Annotated in this window: 13 protein-coding genes; 3 read left to right on the top strand and 10 right to left on the bottom strand. The window is 61.8% G+C overall.

The annotated features are described in order from the left end of the window. Nucleotides 1–19: 19 nt before the first annotated feature. The 6 genes from XH80_RS39485 to XH80_RS39510 form a co-directional block, all read right to left on the bottom strand. Nucleotides 20–1,210, bottom strand: coding sequence for an alanine racemase (locus XH80_RS39485; RefSeq protein WP_271603279.1), 1,191 nt, complete (start codon nt 1,208–1,210; stop codon nt 20–22). Between the two features lie 12 nt (nt 1,211–1,222). Then, entirely contained in the window at nt 1,223–2,095 is an 873-nt protein-coding gene (locus XH80_RS39490) for a GNAT family N-acetyltransferase (RefSeq protein ID WP_271603280.1), read from the bottom strand. Between the two features lie 291 nt (nt 2,096–2,386). After that, on the bottom strand, nt 2,387–3,265 hold the full coding sequence (locus XH80_RS39495) for an ABC transporter permease (RefSeq protein ID WP_220001814.1): 879 nt from the start codon (nt 3,263–3,265) through the stop codon (nt 2,387–2,389). 38 nt (nt 3,266–3,303) lie between these two features. Further along, a complete protein-coding gene (locus tag XH80_RS39500; protein WP_271603281.1) occupies nt 3,304–4,254 on the bottom strand; it encodes an ABC transporter permease in 951 nt (316 codons plus the stop codon). A 73-nt stretch (nt 4,255–4,327) separates the two neighbouring features. Beyond that, a complete protein-coding gene (locus XH80_RS39505; protein WP_220001812.1) occupies nt 4,328–5,998 on the bottom strand; it encodes a peptide ABC transporter substrate-binding protein in 1,671 nt (556 codons plus the stop codon). Further along, entirely contained in the window at nt 5,995–7,686 is a 1,692-nt protein-coding gene (locus XH80_RS39510; RefSeq protein ID WP_271603282.1) for an ABC transporter ATP-binding protein, read from the bottom strand. Before XH80_RS39510 ends, XH80_RS39505 begins: the two co-directional genes overlap by 4 nt. Nucleotides 7,687–8,341: 655 nt before the next feature. On the opposite strand from XH80_RS39510, the gene XH80_RS39515 reads away from it, so the two are divergent. Together XH80_RS39515 and XH80_RS39520 are read left to right on the top strand one after the other, a co-directional pair. Beyond that, nucleotides 8,342–9,667: an NAD(P)/FAD-dependent oxidoreductase gene (locus XH80_RS39515; RefSeq protein ID WP_271603283.1), complete on the top strand. Its 1,326-nt coding sequence runs from the start codon at nt 8,342–8,344 to the stop codon at nt 9,665–9,667. Nucleotides 9,668–9,781: 114 nt separating this feature from the next. Continuing rightward, nucleotides 9,782–10,258: an Lrp/AsnC family transcriptional regulator gene (locus XH80_RS39520; protein ID WP_220001809.1), complete on the top strand. Its 477-nt coding sequence runs from the start codon at nt 9,782–9,784 to the stop codon at nt 10,256–10,258. 16 nt (nt 10,259–10,274) lie between these two features. Here the strand turns inward: XH80_RS39520 and XH80_RS39525 are convergent, their stop codons facing one another. Then, entirely contained in the window at nt 10,275–11,651 is a 1,377-nt protein-coding gene (locus XH80_RS39525; RefSeq protein WP_271603284.1) for an aspartate aminotransferase family protein, read from the bottom strand. A 344-nt stretch (nt 11,652–11,995) separates the two neighbouring features. On the opposite strand from XH80_RS39525, the gene XH80_RS39530 reads away from it, so the two are divergent. Beyond that, entirely contained in the window at nt 11,996–12,685 is a 690-nt protein-coding gene (locus tag XH80_RS39530) for a haloacid dehalogenase type II (protein WP_271603285.1), read from the top strand. A gap of 134 nt (nt 12,686–12,819) precedes the next feature. On the opposite strand, the gene XH80_RS39535 is transcribed toward XH80_RS39530, so the two are convergent. The 3 genes from XH80_RS39535 to XH80_RS39545 all read right to left on the bottom strand — a co-directional run bounded on the left by XH80_RS39535 (nt 12,820) and on the right by XH80_RS39545 (nt 15,776). After that, complete coding sequence (locus tag XH80_RS39535) at nt 12,820–14,277, bottom strand: NAD-dependent succinate-semialdehyde dehydrogenase (protein ID WP_271603286.1); 1,458 nt, start codon at nt 14,275–14,277, stop codon at nt 12,820–12,822. A gap of 205 nt (nt 14,278–14,482) precedes the next feature. Then, the gene (locus tag XH80_RS39540; protein WP_057758522.1) at nt 14,483–14,839 is read right to left on the bottom strand and encodes a cupin domain-containing protein; all 357 of its coding nucleotides are present in this window, start codon (nt 14,837–14,839) and stop codon (nt 14,483–14,485) included. A gap of 13 nt (nt 14,840–14,852) precedes the next feature. Further along, nucleotides 14,853–15,776 carry a 2-hydroxyacid dehydrogenase gene (locus XH80_RS39545; protein WP_271603287.1) on the bottom strand — a complete coding sequence of 308 codons (924 nt, stop codon included), beginning with the start codon at nt 15,774–15,776 and terminating at the stop codon, nt 14,853–14,855. Between the last annotated feature and the right edge of the window lie 170 nt (nt 15,777–15,946).

Consider the following 15,946-nt stretch of genomic DNA (forward strand, 5'->3'; position numbering starts at 1 on the left):
AAGCGATCCTTTCGACGGCCTACCAGCCGCGCATCCGGGGCCATCGCGCTTCGATCGCATCGCTGCCGGCGGAGACGACGTTGTACAATTCGTGTTGCGACGCCGTTGCACAGGCGTGATTGGGCAGGATGCGGACCTTCGCGCCGACCGGAAGATTGGGCAAAGCGTGCGCCGACCCGGGCCTGATGGCGAGGATCCCGTGCTCCTGGCTCGCTTGCGAAACGATCAGGTCGGGATAGATCCTGCCGGCCGCATCGCAGACCAGACCGTATCCCTGGTCGAGCCGCTGCGCCGCGGTGCCGCGGTCGCGCGACAGCGCCATCCACCCCGCATCGACCAAAATCCAGCCCTTCTCGGGCTTCGTGCCGATCACGGTGGCGAGCACCGAGATGGCGATCTCGTCGGTGGTGCAGACGCCGACACCGTGCATGACCAGATCGAAGAACATGTAGACGCCGCAGCGCATTTCAGTGACGCCGGTCAGGTCTTCGGCGAAATGGGCGGTGGGCGTGGAGCCGACGCTCACGACAGGGCATTCATGCTCCGCCGCGCGCAATGTCGTTGCGGCGGCGACGGCCACGGCCCTTTCGTTCTCCGCAGCCGCGACAAGGGCCGCGGGCGTGCTGAGGCCGTAGGATTCGCCGGCATGCGTGAGAATGCCGGCGATCTTGACGCCTGCCTCGGCGAGCGCCGCCGCGACGGCGATGAGCTTGGAATCGGTCGCCGTCAGCCCGCCGCGGTGACCGTCGCAGTCGATCTCGATGAAGGCGGATGGTGTCACACCAACGATACGACCGGCTGCGCCAAGCATGGCCGCCTGCTCCGGCGAATCGAGCAGCACCTTGAGGTCGACGCCTGCTTTCCGCAGGCGCATTGCTCTGTCGGCGGTGTGAGGAGAAAGTCCCACGGCATAGGTGATATCCCGGAATCCATGCTGCGCGAAATACTCCGCCTCCGCCAAGGTTGAGACAGTGATTGGTCCCGCCCCCGATGGATAGACGCGTTGGGCGACGTCAATGGATTTCGCCGTCTTCATATGGGGACGCAGCACGACGCCTTGCCCTGCCATACGAGAGGACAGGCGCACGAGATTGCGGTCCAGGCGGTCCTTGTCGAGCAGGAGAGCCGGTGTTGCCAACGCACCGACCGTTGCGACCGTCTCGCCCGGACCGGCATCTGGGATATCAGTTCTGTCCTCGACCCGCAGCATCCCGATGTCCCCTTATCCGAATGACTGGTTGGCGAGCCCGAACATGCGGGCCGGTCCAGTCCATGGAGCCGGTGTCCCCAGCACCATGGTGGTGGCATCACTGACCCGTTGCAGCCCGATGCTTTCGAGCCATTCCCCGAGTTGCGAGGAGGCCGGAGTATCGATCCGGACGAAGACAGGGCCGAGCCGCGCGATCGCGAATTCGATCAGCGCGCGTGCATCGGTCGGGCTTTCGGCCACCACGGGGCCGATGACGTGCCCGCGGCCGAAAAGACGAGAGATGGCGTAGCCGCAAAGCATGCCGTCACGCAGCAGGACATAACAGTCACCGCTATCGAACAGCCGATTCAGCAACTGCCGCCGCTCCAACCCCGTAGCAATGCGGTCGAGCCGCGCGATCGCTCCGAACTCCGATGCGGCCATCGGCCTGAGGAGGCCAGGTCGCGGCGTCTCGTGGCTTGGGCGTGGAATTCCCTGATGCTGATGGATGATCCCGGTCGGCACAAAGCCGCGGCGGCGATAAAGCGTGACGCCTTCGGCGGTCGAGTTCAGCGAGATGATCCGCGGGCGCGCGGACGTCAGCAACGCATCCATCAGCCGCGCCCCATAGCCGCGGCCCTGAGCGGCCTTCGCGACGATGATCATGCCGGCGGACGCATGCGTCTCGCCGTACGGCCACCACGCCGCGGTGCCGATCACCGTCCCACCCCGCTGCAGAACAAAGCCATAGCCCAACTGCAGCGCAACGTCCCAATCCTCGATCCGGTAGGGCCAGGACATCTCCTGCGAGAGCTTCAGGGCGCCTTCCAGATGCGATCTGGAGAAAGGAAGCAGGGCCACGTCCGCATTGTCGCGACCTTCGGCCTGGTAAGCTGCGGTTGTCATATTGAGTCGACGTCTCTTGCGGGGTTTGCCGGCCTAATCGCCAATGCCTGATAGCGTGAGGCCACCTCATGATCCCCGCGCAGTTCGCAGCGTAACTTGGGTCCGACGGCATTACGCCGCCGGGCGGGCGCAAAGTTCGGCATAGAATTTCATTGATGATGCGGCAACAGGATCAATCTGCTGCCATCGGCGGTGAGGCGTCCCACCAATAGGGCGTCGCCTTCTCGTCAACTCTCGGCGCGTGCATGGGGTTTGCGTCTCGTATGATCAGCCGTGGCTCGGCTCGACGTATCAAATGTGGTCGTCTCGAACGTCGAGGGCATCTCGCAGACCGTCGCCGATGAAGTTGAAGCTCGTCACCGCAATCGTAATTGCGGCACCGGGAATGATCGCGAGCCATGGAGCGCTCGCCAGATATTGCTGGGCGCCGTTGAGCATGTTGCCCCAGCTCGGCAGCGGCGGCTGGATGCCGTAGCCGAGGAAGCTGATATAGGCTTCCAGCAGAATCGCGCGGGCGACCGCCAGGCTTGCGGCCACGATGATGGGACCCATGGCATTGGGCAAGATCTCGCGGAACATGATATGCTTCCCGCTGAGCCCCACCATGCGTGCAGCCTGGACAAACTCGCGCTCGCGCAGCGAACGGACTTCGGCCTCGACGATCCTGGCAGTTTCCATCCAGCTCGTGACGGCAATGATGACGGTGATCATGACGGGACTCGGCCGCAGCGTCGCGGCCAGCGCCAGGACGAGGAAGATCGAGGGATAGGACAGGAAGCCGTCCACGGTACGCATCAGCGCCACCCCGACCCAGCCACCGCGATAGCCGGCCGTCACGCCGACCAAGGTGCCGATCAGCGTTGACAGCAACATCGCGGAGAAACCCACCAGCAGCGAGATGCGCCCGGCCATCAAGAGCCGTGCGGCCAGGTCACGTCCCAAGGGGTCGGTGCCCAAATAGTGCTGACCGCTGAGAGGCGGAGCAAAGCGCGCGCGCAGGTCGATCTGGAGGGTATCGTAAGGCAAGGCATAGGGACCGAGGACGCACGCCAGCACGAGCAGGCTGATCATCGCGATCCCAACGAGCGCCAGATGATGACGCGTGAAGCGGGACACCGCACGGCTGTGCCACCAGCGAGTCGGAGTAGCGGGCGCGGCGATGACGGTCATATCTGCTGCCTCCTGTTATCAGGCGTTACTCCGCGGGCTCAGCCCAGGCGAATGCGCGGGTCGACGGTGGCGATGATGATGTCTGCGATCAGGTTGCCCAACACGACCAGGATGGCCGAGAATATCAACAACCCCATCACGACGGGATAGTCGCTGTAACCGAGACTATCGAGAAACAGCCGACCCATTCCCGGCCACGTAAAGACCGTCTCGGTGACCAATGCGCCGGTGAGGATGCTGGGCAGCTGCATCCCTGCCAGCGTGATCATCGGCAGCAATGCATTGCCGACGACATGCTTCAGCAGGATGCGGCGTTCGCTGACGCCCTTGGCGCGCGCCGTCTTGACGAAATCCTGGCTCAGTGCATCCAGTGTCGCCGTGCGCATGTAGCGGCTCCAGATCGCGACGTGAACGAGCGACAGCACCAGACTCGGCAGAATCAGGTGGTGCAGATAGTCCAGCACCGAGCCGTCGCCGATCGTGTACATGTTACCTGCAGGAACCCACCCGAGCTTCAGGGTGAAGATGTAGATGCCAATGAGGCCGAACCAGAAAGTCGGAACCGACAGGGCGACCATGGCGCCGACGGTTGCGCAGTAGTCAAACAGGGAATAGCGGTGAGTGGCGCCGCGGATTCCGATCCAGGCGCCGAGCGCGATCGCAAATGCGGTGGACGTGCCCATGAGCAGCAGCGTCGCCAGCAGGTGCCGACCAATCACCGCCAGCACCGAAGAGCCGTCGCGAAATGAGTGTCCCCAATCGCCCTGGAGCAGCCGCCAGGCCCAATCGAGATACTGAATCCATAGCGGCCGGTTTAGCCCGAGCTGCGCCGCGAGCCGCTCCACATCCTTCTGCGTCATGCCCGGATCGAGCCCGAACTGCGCGAGAGGACCGCCGGGCATGAGGTTGAGAACCGTGAAGCCGATGATCGAGACGATCACCAGCAGCACGATGCTCTGCGAGAGACGATTGAGCAGGAACCCGGACATTCGAGTCACCATGTTGGCGTTGCAGCATCACTCCAGCGCCGATCTCGGCCACAGGGCCTCGGCCGGCAGCACATCAGCTTGCCCAATACCAAGCCAGCGCGTTCCACGATTCCGTGCGCGTATTGCCGTTCGGCACGAAGCCGTTGATCCCTTTCTTGAGGCCTTCGACCGCATTGCTCTGGTACAACGGAAGGAAGGGCAGGTCGCGACGGACCAGTTCCTGGACGCGAGCGTAGATCGCGCGCCGGGCTTCCGGATCGAAGGTGCGCGCGCCCTTGTCGAGCAGCGCATCGACCTCCGGATTCGCATACTGCGCATTATTCGAGCCGCGGCCGCCCTTCGCGGCGATCGACCGCGAGTGCAAGCGATTGGTTACGTCGGGGTCTGCGCCGATCAAGTAGGTGCTGCCGACGATGACGGAATCGAATTTTGATTGCCCCCAGAACTCGCCCCACATCACGGCGGCGGGCAGGTTCGATATCTTCATCTCGACCCCCAGCTGAGCAAACGTCTGCTGCAGGTACTGCTGCACCTGTTCGCGCAAGGGATCGCCGGACGTGGTCGAATTGGTAAAGGACAGACGAACGCCGTTCTTGGTGCGAATGCCGTCGCCTCCCGGCGCCCAGCCTGCTTGATCGAGGATCTTGCGCGCGCGATTGAGATCGAACTGGTGCAGCGGCAGATTGGCGTTGAAGAAGAAGGACTGCCGCGGCATGAAGGTCTCTGTCGGGGCCGGCACTCCATAATAGAGCCCCTGGATGATCGCCTCCTTGTCGATCGCCGCGTAAAGCGCCTCGCGGACCGCAAGCTCCTTGAACTGCGGCCGCTCCAGGTTCAGGTAGAAGGACTCGAATGAGGTCCTCGGGACGAGGGTCACGACGCGGTTCGGCAGCGTTTTGGCTTCCCCGTAGTGATCAGGGGTGATGTAGGGCTGCCCCACCAGATCGATGTCGCCGCTCTTGAATTGGGTGTAGAGGACGGTGAGGTCGGGAATGTATTTGAAGACCAGCCTCTCGATGTGAGGGCCTTCACCGAAATAGTCGGGGTTAGCCACAAGCTCGAGATGATCGCCGGCGACGCGCTGTCCCCATTTGAACGGACCGGTGCCGACCGGCGCCTGGTTAAAGGCGGCGTTGTTCGGATTGGCCTCCGTCCCCAGAATGTGCTTGGGGACGATGAAGGTCTCGGTCAGGAACGACAAATACGGCGCAAAGGCCTCTTCCATTCGCCACGAGATCTCTGTCGGTGAGATCACGGTGATGTCGCGCACGAGAGCATGTCCGGCGGTACGCCAAGCCCGGAAGTCGGGATTCGTGATCAGCTCGAGCGTGAACTTCACGTCCTCGGCACCGAAAGGCCTGCCATCGTGCCAGCGAACGTCGTCACGCAGACGAATGCGCCACTGGAGACCGTCCTGCGAGATGCCCCCATTCTTCTGGTCCGGCACTTCCACCGCAAGGTTGGGCTGTATGGCGCCTTGAGGATCGATGCGGAACAGCGCGTCGAAAACCGAGAAATGCACGCCGTCATCGACTTCGATGTGGGCCATCAGCGGATTGAATACGGTCGGCTCTTGTCCGAGCCCGACGATCACGCGGCCGCTCGGCTTTGCCGCAGAGCTACGAGCGAAGGCGGGCTCGCCAAGGAGGTTCGGCGTGATGAAGGCAGCAGCTCCGCCGAACGCCACCATTCGCAAGGCATCGCGCCGCGAGTAGTTCGATGTATCCGCAGACCGCTTGATCATAGCGACTCTCCTTGCTTGGGGTTCTCGACGTAGCCTTCATGTTGGGGCATGCTTCCGGGCTGCTCGCCCGGGATCGCCGCCACCAGCTCTCGCGTGTAACTGGATTTCGGGGCGAGAAAGATCTGGGACGGCGGACCGCGTTCCACGATTTGTCCTCGATGCATGACGGCGATTTCGTCGCAGATCTGGCTGGCGACGCGCAGATCATGCGTGATGAAGATCATCGAGACGCCCGTCTCGCGCTGAATCTGGTCCAGCAGTTTCAGGATCTGGGCCTGGATCGATACGTCGAGCGCAGAGACCGCTTCGTCGGCAATCAGCAGCTTTGGCTTGAACATCAGCGCCCGGGCGATGCCGATGCGTTGGCGCTGCCCGCCGGAGAACTCGTGTGGATAGCGGTCGAAGGCTCCTGAATCGAGGCCGACATGGGTCAGAAGCTCCCGCGCCCGCTCGTCGGCTTCACTGTAGCGCATCCCATGCGCGACGGGACCAACTGTCAGAATTTGCCCGACCGTCGATCGCGGATTGAGCGAAGCAAAAGGATCCTGGAAGATCATCTGGATTTTTGGCCGCAACGGCCGAAACTTGGCTTCAGAAAGCCCAGCCAGGTCGCGGCCCTCGAACAGAATCGAGCCGCTGTCGCTCTCCATAAGCTTGATCAGCAGCCGGCCGAGCGACGATTTCCCCGAGCCGCTTTCGCCGACGACGCCCAGCGTGCGCCCCGACGAGAGATCGAAGGTGACGCCGTTGACCGCGGGCACGATGCGCTGCGTACGGAAAAGTGCGCTGCCGCTACGATAGGTCTTTACGAGGCTTTCAACCTTCAGGATGGGTTCCCTGTCGGCAGCGTCCAAGGCAACACGGTCCTTACCGGTCAGGTGCGGCACGGCCGCGATCAGGCGCCGCGTATAGAGGTGGCTGGGCGACTTCAGGACTTGCGCGGCACCGCCCTGCTCCACGCAATGGCCTTTCTCCATCACCACGACGTAATCGGCGATCTCGGCCACGACGCCGAAATCGTGGGTGATGAACATGACGCTCATCCCCTTGCGGCGCTGGATGTCGCGGATCAATTGCAGGATCTGCGCCTGGGTCGTGACATCAAGTGCGGTGGTCGGCTCGTCCGCAATCAGGATCGCAGGCTCGAGGGCCAGAGCCATGGCGATCATGACCCGCTGCCGCTGTCCGCCCGAAAGCCGGAAGGGATATTGGTGATACATGAGTTGCGGGTCGGGCAAACCCACTTCAATCAACAGGTCGATGGCCCGGCTGCGCCGGGACGCCGGCGTGCCGACATCGTGCGCGGCCATCACCTCCTCGATCTGCGCACCCACGGTCATCAGCGGGTTGAGCGCCGAGAGAGGGTCTTGAAAGATCATCGACACGACGCGGCCGCGCAGGCTGCGAAGCTTGTCGGCCGAGAGGCCTACGATATTCATCCCATCCAGGCGGATCTCACCCGAGGAGACCCGGATCGCCTTCGGGAGAAGACCCATGATCGCGTTGGCGGTGACCGACTTGCCCGATCCGGATTCCCCGATGATACAGAGAATCTGTCCGCGTTTCAGATCGAAAGAGATGTTCTCGACGGCGTAGGCCCGCTCCATCCCTTCCGGCAGACTCACGGTCAGCTCGCGCACCGACAGCGCGACATCGACGGGGCTTGCCGCCTGGATGCCAGAGGCCATGCGAGCATCCTCCTCTTTCAAGCCAGTGCCGTCATCTTGCTGCGGCCGGCGCCTTCGGCTCCTTGCTCCTCCACGCTCCTTGGACAAGTCAATAATTCGCCGCTCAACTTGCCATTCCTTCGTTGGAGGCTGCGACATGATTCAGGCCTCTTCGCGCAAGAAGCAAGAGCAGATGCCCAGAACGCAGCGCCACCCAATTTGGCCAACTCGATCGAAGCGAAGCTCAGATGGCATCCGCGTCACGACTTGATCGCTTCCGAAGGCCTGTTCCTGGACAAGGCTCATGCAAGTTGCCTCTATGGACCTCGACCCATCGATCGGTTGGTTCTGCCGATCTTGACGATTTCGATCACCCCGGAGTCGCCGAAAGCCGGCGTCGAAGCAGCAGGAACTTCTGAAAACGAAGTCTGATTTGGCATTTCAGTCTGCGCGGCCAGGTCTGCTGCGGCGCCCTGCCAAGAGAGCGCGCGATGGATTGCAGGGTCACCTGCATCGGCCTCGCCTCTGCAAACTGCGGCGCATGCAAAGAATTGTCGCAATAATTGCCTGTCTCAAAGGCAGCAAACCGCATGATATTCGGTCACACCACCAAAGTCCGCCAGGCCTGCCGCAACTCCTCGGTTACGCTACGGCAACCACCGGAGATCACCGTCCGATGAGCGCACCGCTCCTGCATATCGAATCCAGTCCGTCCTTGCCTCGTGAGACAGACGTCGTGGTCATCGGCGGCGGCGTGGTGGGCGTATTCACGAGCTACTATCTCGCCCGTCGTGGCCTCAAGGTCGCCCTGCTTGAAAAGGGCCGCGTCGCCGCCGAACAGTCAAGCCGCAACTGGGGATGGTGCCGCCAGCAGAACCGCGACGCCCGCGAGCTGCCGCTTGCGACCAAGAGCCTCGCGCTCTGGGAGCGAGTTGCCGAGGAGACGGGTGAGGATATCGGTTTTCGCCGTTGCGGTCTGCTGTACTTGTCAAACGACGAAAATGAGCTGGCCGGCTGGGCCAAGTGGCGCGACTTCGCCAGGACCGTCGGCGTTACGACGCACATGTTGAGCGCCGAGGAGGCGAACGCGAGAGGCAAGATGACCGGTCGCAAGTGGAAAGGCGGCGTCTTCTCGCCAACCGATGGGACGGCTGATACCTCAAAGGCCGTGCCCATCGCGGCGCGTGCGATCATGGCGGCGGGCGGCACCGTGCACCAGCATTGCGCGGCGCGCGGCATAGAGCTCACTGCCGGCCGGGTCAGCGGAGTGGTGACCGAAGCCGGCACGATCCGGACGAAAACGGTGGTCATGGCAGGAGGCGCGTGGGCGTCTTCGTTTTGCAACCAGCTGGGTATTCGCTTTCCGCAGGCATCCGTGCGCTCTTCCATTCTCGCCCTGGCTCCCGGCGCGGCCGGGCTGCCTGATGCCCTGTACGCCGGGCTCGTATCGGCCACGCGACGCGGCAACGGCGGATACACGCTGGCAATCAGCGGGCGAGCGCGGGTCGATCCGACGCCGCAGCAGTTCAGGTTCGGCCGCGAATTCCTGCCCATGTTCGCGCGCCGGTGGCGAAGTCTCAGCCCTGGGGCTTTCGAGGGCCTGAGGCAGGGCCATGAATCCCTGGCGAAATGGCGTCTCGACGCGGTGACTCCGATGGAGCTGAACCGGACGCTCGATCCGCGCCCTGACATGAGGCAGATTCGGCTGACGCACCGAAGAGCCTGCAAGCTCGTGCCGGAACTCCGGCACGTCACGATCTCGAACGTCTGGGCCGGCTACATCGACAGCACGCCGGACGGCATTCCCGCAATCGGTGAAGTTGAATCGATTCCAGGTTTCATTCTTGCGGCGGGATTCAGCGGCCACGGTTTTGGAATTGGCCCAGGCGCGGGGCATATGATCGCCGACATCATCACGGGCAGTCCGCCCATTGTCGATCCGCGGCCTTACAGGCCGGAGCGGCTGAAAATGAGCGCCTGGGGCAAGGTCAGCGAGTTCTAAAGGCAATTTCCACGGTCCGGTGGGAAAACATGCTGGTTGATGTTATGACGATGTGTATGACGCAGAAGTCTCAGATCCTTGACGCCGTTGTCGCCCCCATCTCATGGCATTGCGATGAAGCTTGATAAGATCGACATCAGGATTTTATGCGAACTACAGAAGAACGGGCGGATTTCCAACGTCGAGCTCGCAGAGCTGATCAACCTTTCTCCGAGCCCGTGCCTGATGCGGGTGAAGAGGCTCCAGACGGAAGGTTTCATCACCGGCTATTCCGCCCGGATTGACGTTTCCAAGCTCGGCCAAACTCTCACTGTCTTCGCCGAAATCACCCTCAAGAATCATCGTCAAATCGATTTCGCGCGCTTTCTCACGACGATCGAAAAGATCGATTCCGTCGTCGAGTGCCATCTCGTTTCGGGCGGATACGACTATCTCGTCAAATTCATCACGGCCGGGATCAGCGAGTACCAGGCGGTCATGGAACGCCTGGTCGAGATGGATATCGGCATCGACAAATATTTCAGTTTCGTCGTGCTGAAATCGCCGATCGTGAAGTCCCATTTGCCGCTCGAAAGCATCTTCAATAGCTGACAAGCAGGCGCAGCGATCAACCGTTCATCGCTGCGCGGACGTCCTTGTCTTCGAGCGTCTGGTCGAGCGTGACCCTTGTCCGTTCGATGATGCCGTCGATATCCGCATCCGTGCAGCAGAGCGGCGGCGCATAGCCCAGCACGCCCTGCGCGAAGGCGCGGATGACGAGGCCGTTGTCCCATGCACGATCGAAGATACGGCGCGCCGCGTCGGCTTCCGCCGGCAGCGGCGTCTTGCGCTGCTTGTCGGTGACGAGCTCGATTGCGCCCAGCATACCACGACCCCTGACATCGCCGACGAGCGGATGATCGGCAAGCCCGCGAAGTCCTTCCATCAGACGATGCCCGGCCTTACGGCCGTTCTCCAGCAGGCCGTTTTCGTAAAGATCCAGGCACGCGAGCCCGACGGCTGCGCTGACGGGGTGTGCGGAATAGGTGTAGCCGTGGCCGACAGCCGCCTTGCCGGCGCCGTCTGCAATGGTGTTGTAGACGCGGTCGGACATCAGAACGGCCCCCATCGGCACATAGCCCGACGTCAGGCCCTTGGCCGTGGTCATGAGATCCGGCACGACATCGTCCTCTTCACAAGCGAACAGCGGACCGACACGGCCGAAGCCGGTGATGACCTCATCGGCAACGAACAGAACATCGTGCTCCCTGCAAACAGCATGCATCGCCTTCAGCCAAGACGGCGGCGGAACGAGGACGCCTCCTGACCCCTGTATCGGCTCGACATAGAAGGCGGCGACGCGTTCGGCGCCGAGTTCGGCGATCTTGGCTCGCAACGCCGCGACCGAGGCCGCAATGATGGCCTGTGGATGGGGACCGACAGGATTGCGATAGGCGTAGTGCGACGGAATCTTGTGCTGCCAGTTGTATGGCACTCCAAATCCCGCATGAAAGGCCGGCAGAGCAGTCAGGCCGGATCCGGCGGTCGACGATCCATGGTAGCCATGCTCGAGCGAAATGAACTGGTCCTTCTGCGGCCTACCCTTGGCGTGATAATAGTACCGGATGAACCGGATCGTGCTGTCGACGGCATCGGAGCCGCCCAAGGTGAAATAGACATGGTTCAGATCGCCAGGCGCCAATTCAGCCAGCCTGGCGGCCAGCCGGATCGCCGGGTCGGAGCCCAACCCGAAATAGCCCGTCGCATAAGGCAGCTCGCGGAGCTGACTCAAGGCCGCCTCGACGATGCTGTCCTGTCCGTAGCCGGCATTGACACACCACAGGCCCGCAAAACCGTCCAGCAATTGACGTCCCGAGACGTCGGTCAGCGTCGCGCCCTTCCCCGACTTCAGCACACGGACGCCTGTCGCCTCGTGGCTGCGATAGGATGAGACCGGGTGAATCAGATGCGCGCGATCGAGCTCAATCAGCGAGTTGCTCAACATGTCGTCCTCCAGATCAGCCGCAATGCTCGTGCGGCCCGCTCCGATGTCTTCGGAGCTCAACGTAAGACGCCCAGAACAGCACTTGCTCCCAGGCTGGACATCGACGAAGGGCATTTTGACTGTCATTGACGACCTGCGCCGCATCTTATGCCGGCATCGGCCTGCGCCAGGCATTGGTGCTCAAGTCGAAATCACCTGTTCGCACAACTCTCTGCCATGCCTGCGATCCGATACGACACAATCTGCTTCCGGCCGCCGCGACAGCGGTGCTTTATCCGGCCGTCTGCCCGCTATGATCCCTGTCGTACCGGAGCGCGGTGCGTGAGGACGAAAAGGATCGAGCCATGGCAACGTTTAGACCCAAGTACATCACCTTCGACTGTTACGGCACGCTGACCAATTTCGACATGGCCGGCGCAGCAAGGAGAGTCTATGGCTCCGAGCTCTCGTCGACGGCTATGGCAAAGCTGATCAAGGATTTTTCGGCTTACCGCCTCGACGAGGTTCTCGGCGCCTGGAAGCCGTACTTCGAGGTCGTGCACAATGCGCTGGAGCGCGCGTGCAAGCGCAACGGCATCGCATTTCGTCCGGAGCATGCCCAGCGCATCAATGAAGAGATCCACACATGGGGTCCACATCCCGACGTCCCAGCGGGTCTGGCCAAAGTCGCCAGGGAGATTCCGCTGGTCATCCTGTCGAACTCCATGAAGAACCTCATCATGTCGAACGTGGAGAAGCTCGGTGCCCCCTTCCACATGGTCATCACGGCCGAGGAAACCGGCGCCTACAAGCCGCACATGAAGGGCTTTGAGTACATGTTTGACAAGCTGGGCTGCGGGCCGGAAGACATTACCCACGTCTCCTCCTCCTTCCGCTACGACCTGATGACGGCCTACGATCTCGGAATCAAGAACAAGGTCTGGGTCAACCGCGGTCACGAGCCCGCGAACCCCTTCTATGAATACACCGAGGTCGCTGACATCGGAGGGCTTGCTGCGGCAGTCGGCCTTGAGCCCCTGCGCAAAAGCGCCTGAGCGCAGTTCCCTCGGGTTCTCTCGTTGCGCTTCAGCTCTTCAAAAGCTTCAATCGAGATCGGTACGCAGTGAAGGAAAAAGGGGGCGGTTCGACCGCCCCCTTTTCTTGTTTCAGCTGCTGATTCGATGGCCGCTCAGTCCAAACCGCCGACATGGAGCGCCTTGGTCTCGAGATATTCTTCTATCCCGAGCTGGGATCCCTCGCGTCCGAGGCCCGACTGCTTGACGCCACCGAACGGCGCCACCTCGGTCGAGATCAGGCCGGTGTTCAAGCCGACCATGCCGAACTCGAGCGCCTCGGCAACACGCCATGAGCGTTGGAGGTTTTCAGTATAGAAATAGGCGGCAAGGCCGAATGGCGTGCCATTTGCGATCGCAATCGCCTCGTCCTCGGTCTCGAAGCGGAAAAGCGGTGCGACCGGCCCGAAGGTCTCCTCTGAAGCCAGCAGCATCTCGGTGGTTGCGCCGCCGAGCACGACAGGGCGGGCATATTGCCGACCTTCCGGCACCGCCCCACTCTCCGCGATGATCTTTGCGCCCTTGTTCAGGGCGTCCGTAACGTGCCGCTTGATCTTCTCGATCGCCGCGCCATTGATCATCGGCCCAATCGCAACGTCGTCTTCCGTGCCGGGACCGACCTTCATTTTTGCGACCTGGCTGGCAAGCTTCCGGGCGAAGGCGTCGTAAATGCCGGATTGAACCAGAATGCGATTGCAGCAGACGCACGTTTGCCCGCCATTGCGAAATTTTGACGCAATCGCCCCCTCGACCGCCCGGTCGATATCGGCATCGTCAAAAACGATGAACGGCGCGTTGCCACCGAGCTCAAGGCTCAGTCTCTTGATGTTGTCGGCGGCGCCCTTCATCAGCAAAGCGCCGACGCGGGTCGATCCGGTGAACGAGATCTTGCGGACGGTTTCGTTGGCCATCAGCTCTGCGCCAATGTCTGCCGGCATGCCCGTCACGATGTTGATCACGCCCGCCGGAATTCCGGCCCGCTCAGCCAGAACAGCAATGGCGAGAGCTGAAAAAGGCGTAAATTCGGAAGGTTTGATGACGACTGTGCAGCCCGCGGCAAGCGCTGGTGCCACCTTGCGCGTGATCATCGCGTTGGGGAAATTCCAGGGCGTGATGATCCCGCAGACGCCGACGGGCTCTTTCAGCACCAGAATGCGACGATCGGCTGTGGGCGCCGGGATAGTCGATCCGTTGATGCGGCGGGCCTCTTCGGCAAACCATTTGACGAAGGATGCGCCATAACGGATTTCTCCGAGCGATTCCGCCAGCGGCTTGCCCTGTTCCAGCGTGAGCAGAAGCGCCAAATCCTGCTCATGGCGTCGCATGAGCTCGTACCAACGCTCCAGCAGCGCGGCACGCTCTGCATGAGCCTTTGCCTTCCAGTGCTTGAACGCAGCGGCCGCAGCCTCGATTGCTGCCCTGGTCTCGTCTCGGCCCATGTCGGGGATGGTGCCAAGGACTTTCTGGCTGGCAGGATCGATGACATCAACGGTGGCTTTCGTGCTCGCATCCCGCCAGTTGCCGCGGATCAGCGCTTGCTGGCGAAACAGATCCTTGTCCTTCAACGCAATCATGGGCTTGCTCCTTGGCTTCAGGCCCGGCCTCACCATCACCGTCTGATTTGCGCGTGGCGAGACGAAGCCGTCTCATGCGAGCAGTACAGGACGGCACGCCGCATTTTTCATCAAGAATGAAGTGACTTGCCGCGTTGAATTTGGTTAGGCGCGGTCCCGGAGGTCGAACATTCTGAGGGCTGCTAGTGCTGCCCTCAACGTTGTCTCAGTCATAATGGCAGACGTAGATCTTTCGCACGGTCTCGATCGTCCGCCAGACCCCGACGAAGCCGGGCTTCATCACAAAGCTGTCGCCGGCGCGGTACCTCCTGGTCTCACCCCCCTTTTCCTCGATTTCGATGACGCCCGAGAGAATGTGGCAGAACTCGAAGGTGGTGCCCTTGATGGAATGGGTCTCGCCCGGCGTTGCTTCCCAGACGCCGGTCAGCACCTTCTCGCCTTTCGAGGCGTCCTGGGCCCAGGTCTTGAACGATGGATTGCCGGAAATGAGCCGTTCCGGGGCAGGCAATGCGTTCTTCGGTGCGAAGTCCGGATTGGTGTCGATGGTGATCAGAAGTGACATGGCGTTTTTCCTGTTAGTAGCCGAGTGCTCGATCGACAAGGCCGATCGGATTTTGTCCAGCACGGTGACGCCGGATGTTCTCTATGACGGCTTGTGCTGCCGAATGCGGTTGCGTCACGGACGCGATATGCGGCGTGATGATCACCTTCGGATGAGACCAGAGTGGATGGCTTTCCGGCAGCGGCTCGGGATCGGTGACGTCAAGCATCGCTGCTGCCAAATGCCCGCTGTCGAGCGCCTCGATCAGTGCGCCCTGGTCAAGCTGCGGGCCGCGGCCGACGTGTAGCAGCCTCGCTCCCGCTGGCAAAAGCGAGAAGAGCCTTGCGTTCAGGATGCCGCTTGTTTGCTCCGTCAGGGGAAGAAGACAGACGAGGATATCTGTTCCTCGCAGGAAATCGCCAAGCTGGTCGTCCCCATGAAAGCAGGCGACTCCCTCGACCACCTTCTTGCTGCGGCTCCACGTGGCAAGGGAAAATCGAAACGGCTTCAAGCGGTCGATCGCGGCTTGCGCCAGCATGCCAAGGCCGAGGAAGCCAATACGCCGATCGGTCGCCTGGGACGTTGCTAGCGCTTGCCAAACGCCCCTGCTCTGCTGCTCCCGGTAGGCCAGCATCTCGCGATGCAGCGTCAGCACACCAAGGACGACGTATTCCTGCATCATGCGAACGATGCCATCCTCGACCATGCGCACGAGCTTTACATGACCAGGTATGGTCTCCGGCTTGAACTGGTCGACCCCAGCCCCTATGGAAAAGAGCAACTCCAGATTACAAAAGCGCGAGAGATCGTCGGGCGCGCTCCAGGTCAGCAGGTAGCGCACCTTTTCCGGGTCGAAATTTTCGCTGCAATGGTAAAATTCCAGATCGGGGAGCTCGCACGCAAAAGCCTTCCGGAAGATTGCCCCCCTGGCAGCATCAGAATTGAAAAGAAATGCCATCGATGCACGCCCCTGCCCCGCCCGGCATGTCGACGACGCCGGGAAAAGCGATTAGCCTTGCAAGACTCTCTTGGGGATTCAGGGCGATCCGCTCTGCCTGCACAGTTCTTGCCGAACACCGAGAGGGTAGCTGCAAGCCGGAGCTTTCCCTGCCGAATTACGTTGCAAGA

Source organism: Bradyrhizobium sp. CCBAU 45384 (assembly GCF_028128665.1).
Lineage (GTDB): Bacteria > Pseudomonadota > Alphaproteobacteria > Rhizobiales > Xanthobacteraceae > Bradyrhizobium > Bradyrhizobium manausense.

Excerpts from the sequence above, each read along its gene's own strand:
- XH80_RS39485 (WP_271603279.1), bottom strand. The coding sequence starts at position 1,210 with ATGCTGCGGGTCGAGGACAGAACTGATATCCCAGATGCCGGTCCGGGC.
- XH80_RS39490 (WP_271603280.1), bottom strand. The coding sequence starts at position 2,095 with ATGACAACCGCAGCTTACCAGGCCGAAGGTCGCGACAATGCGGACGTG.
- XH80_RS39495 (WP_220001814.1), bottom strand. The coding sequence starts at position 3,265 with ATGACCGTCATCGCCGCGCCCGCTACTCCGACTCGCTGGTGGCACAGC.
- XH80_RS39500 (WP_271603281.1), bottom strand. The coding sequence starts at position 4,254 with ATGTCCGGGTTCCTGCTCAATCGTCTCTCGCAGAGCATCGTGCTGCTG.
- XH80_RS39505 (WP_220001812.1), bottom strand. The coding sequence starts at position 5,998 with ATGATCAAGCGGTCTGCGGATACATCGAACTACTCGCGGCGCGATGCC.
- XH80_RS39510 (WP_271603282.1), bottom strand. The coding sequence starts at position 7,686 with ATGGCCTCTGGCATCCAGGCGGCAAGCCCCGTCGATGTCGCGCTGTCG.
- XH80_RS39515 (WP_271603283.1), top strand. The coding sequence starts at position 8,342 with ATGAGCGCACCGCTCCTGCATATCGAATCCAGTCCGTCCTTGCCTCGT.
- XH80_RS39520 (WP_220001809.1), top strand. The coding sequence starts at position 9,782 with ATGAAGCTTGATAAGATCGACATCAGGATTTTATGCGAACTACAGAAG.
- XH80_RS39525 (WP_271603284.1), bottom strand. The coding sequence starts at position 11,651 with ATGTTGAGCAACTCGCTGATTGAGCTCGATCGCGCGCATCTGATTCAC.
- XH80_RS39530 (WP_271603285.1), top strand. The coding sequence starts at position 11,996 with ATGGCAACGTTTAGACCCAAGTACATCACCTTCGACTGTTACGGCACG.
- XH80_RS39535 (WP_271603286.1), bottom strand. The coding sequence starts at position 14,277 with ATGATTGCGTTGAAGGACAAGGATCTGTTTCGCCAGCAAGCGCTGATC.
- XH80_RS39540 (WP_057758522.1), bottom strand. The coding sequence starts at position 14,839 with ATGTCACTTCTGATCACCATCGACACCAATCCGGACTTCGCACCGAAG.
- XH80_RS39545 (WP_271603287.1), bottom strand. The coding sequence starts at position 15,776 with ATGGCATTTCTTTTCAATTCTGATGCTGCCAGGGGGGCAATCTTCCGG.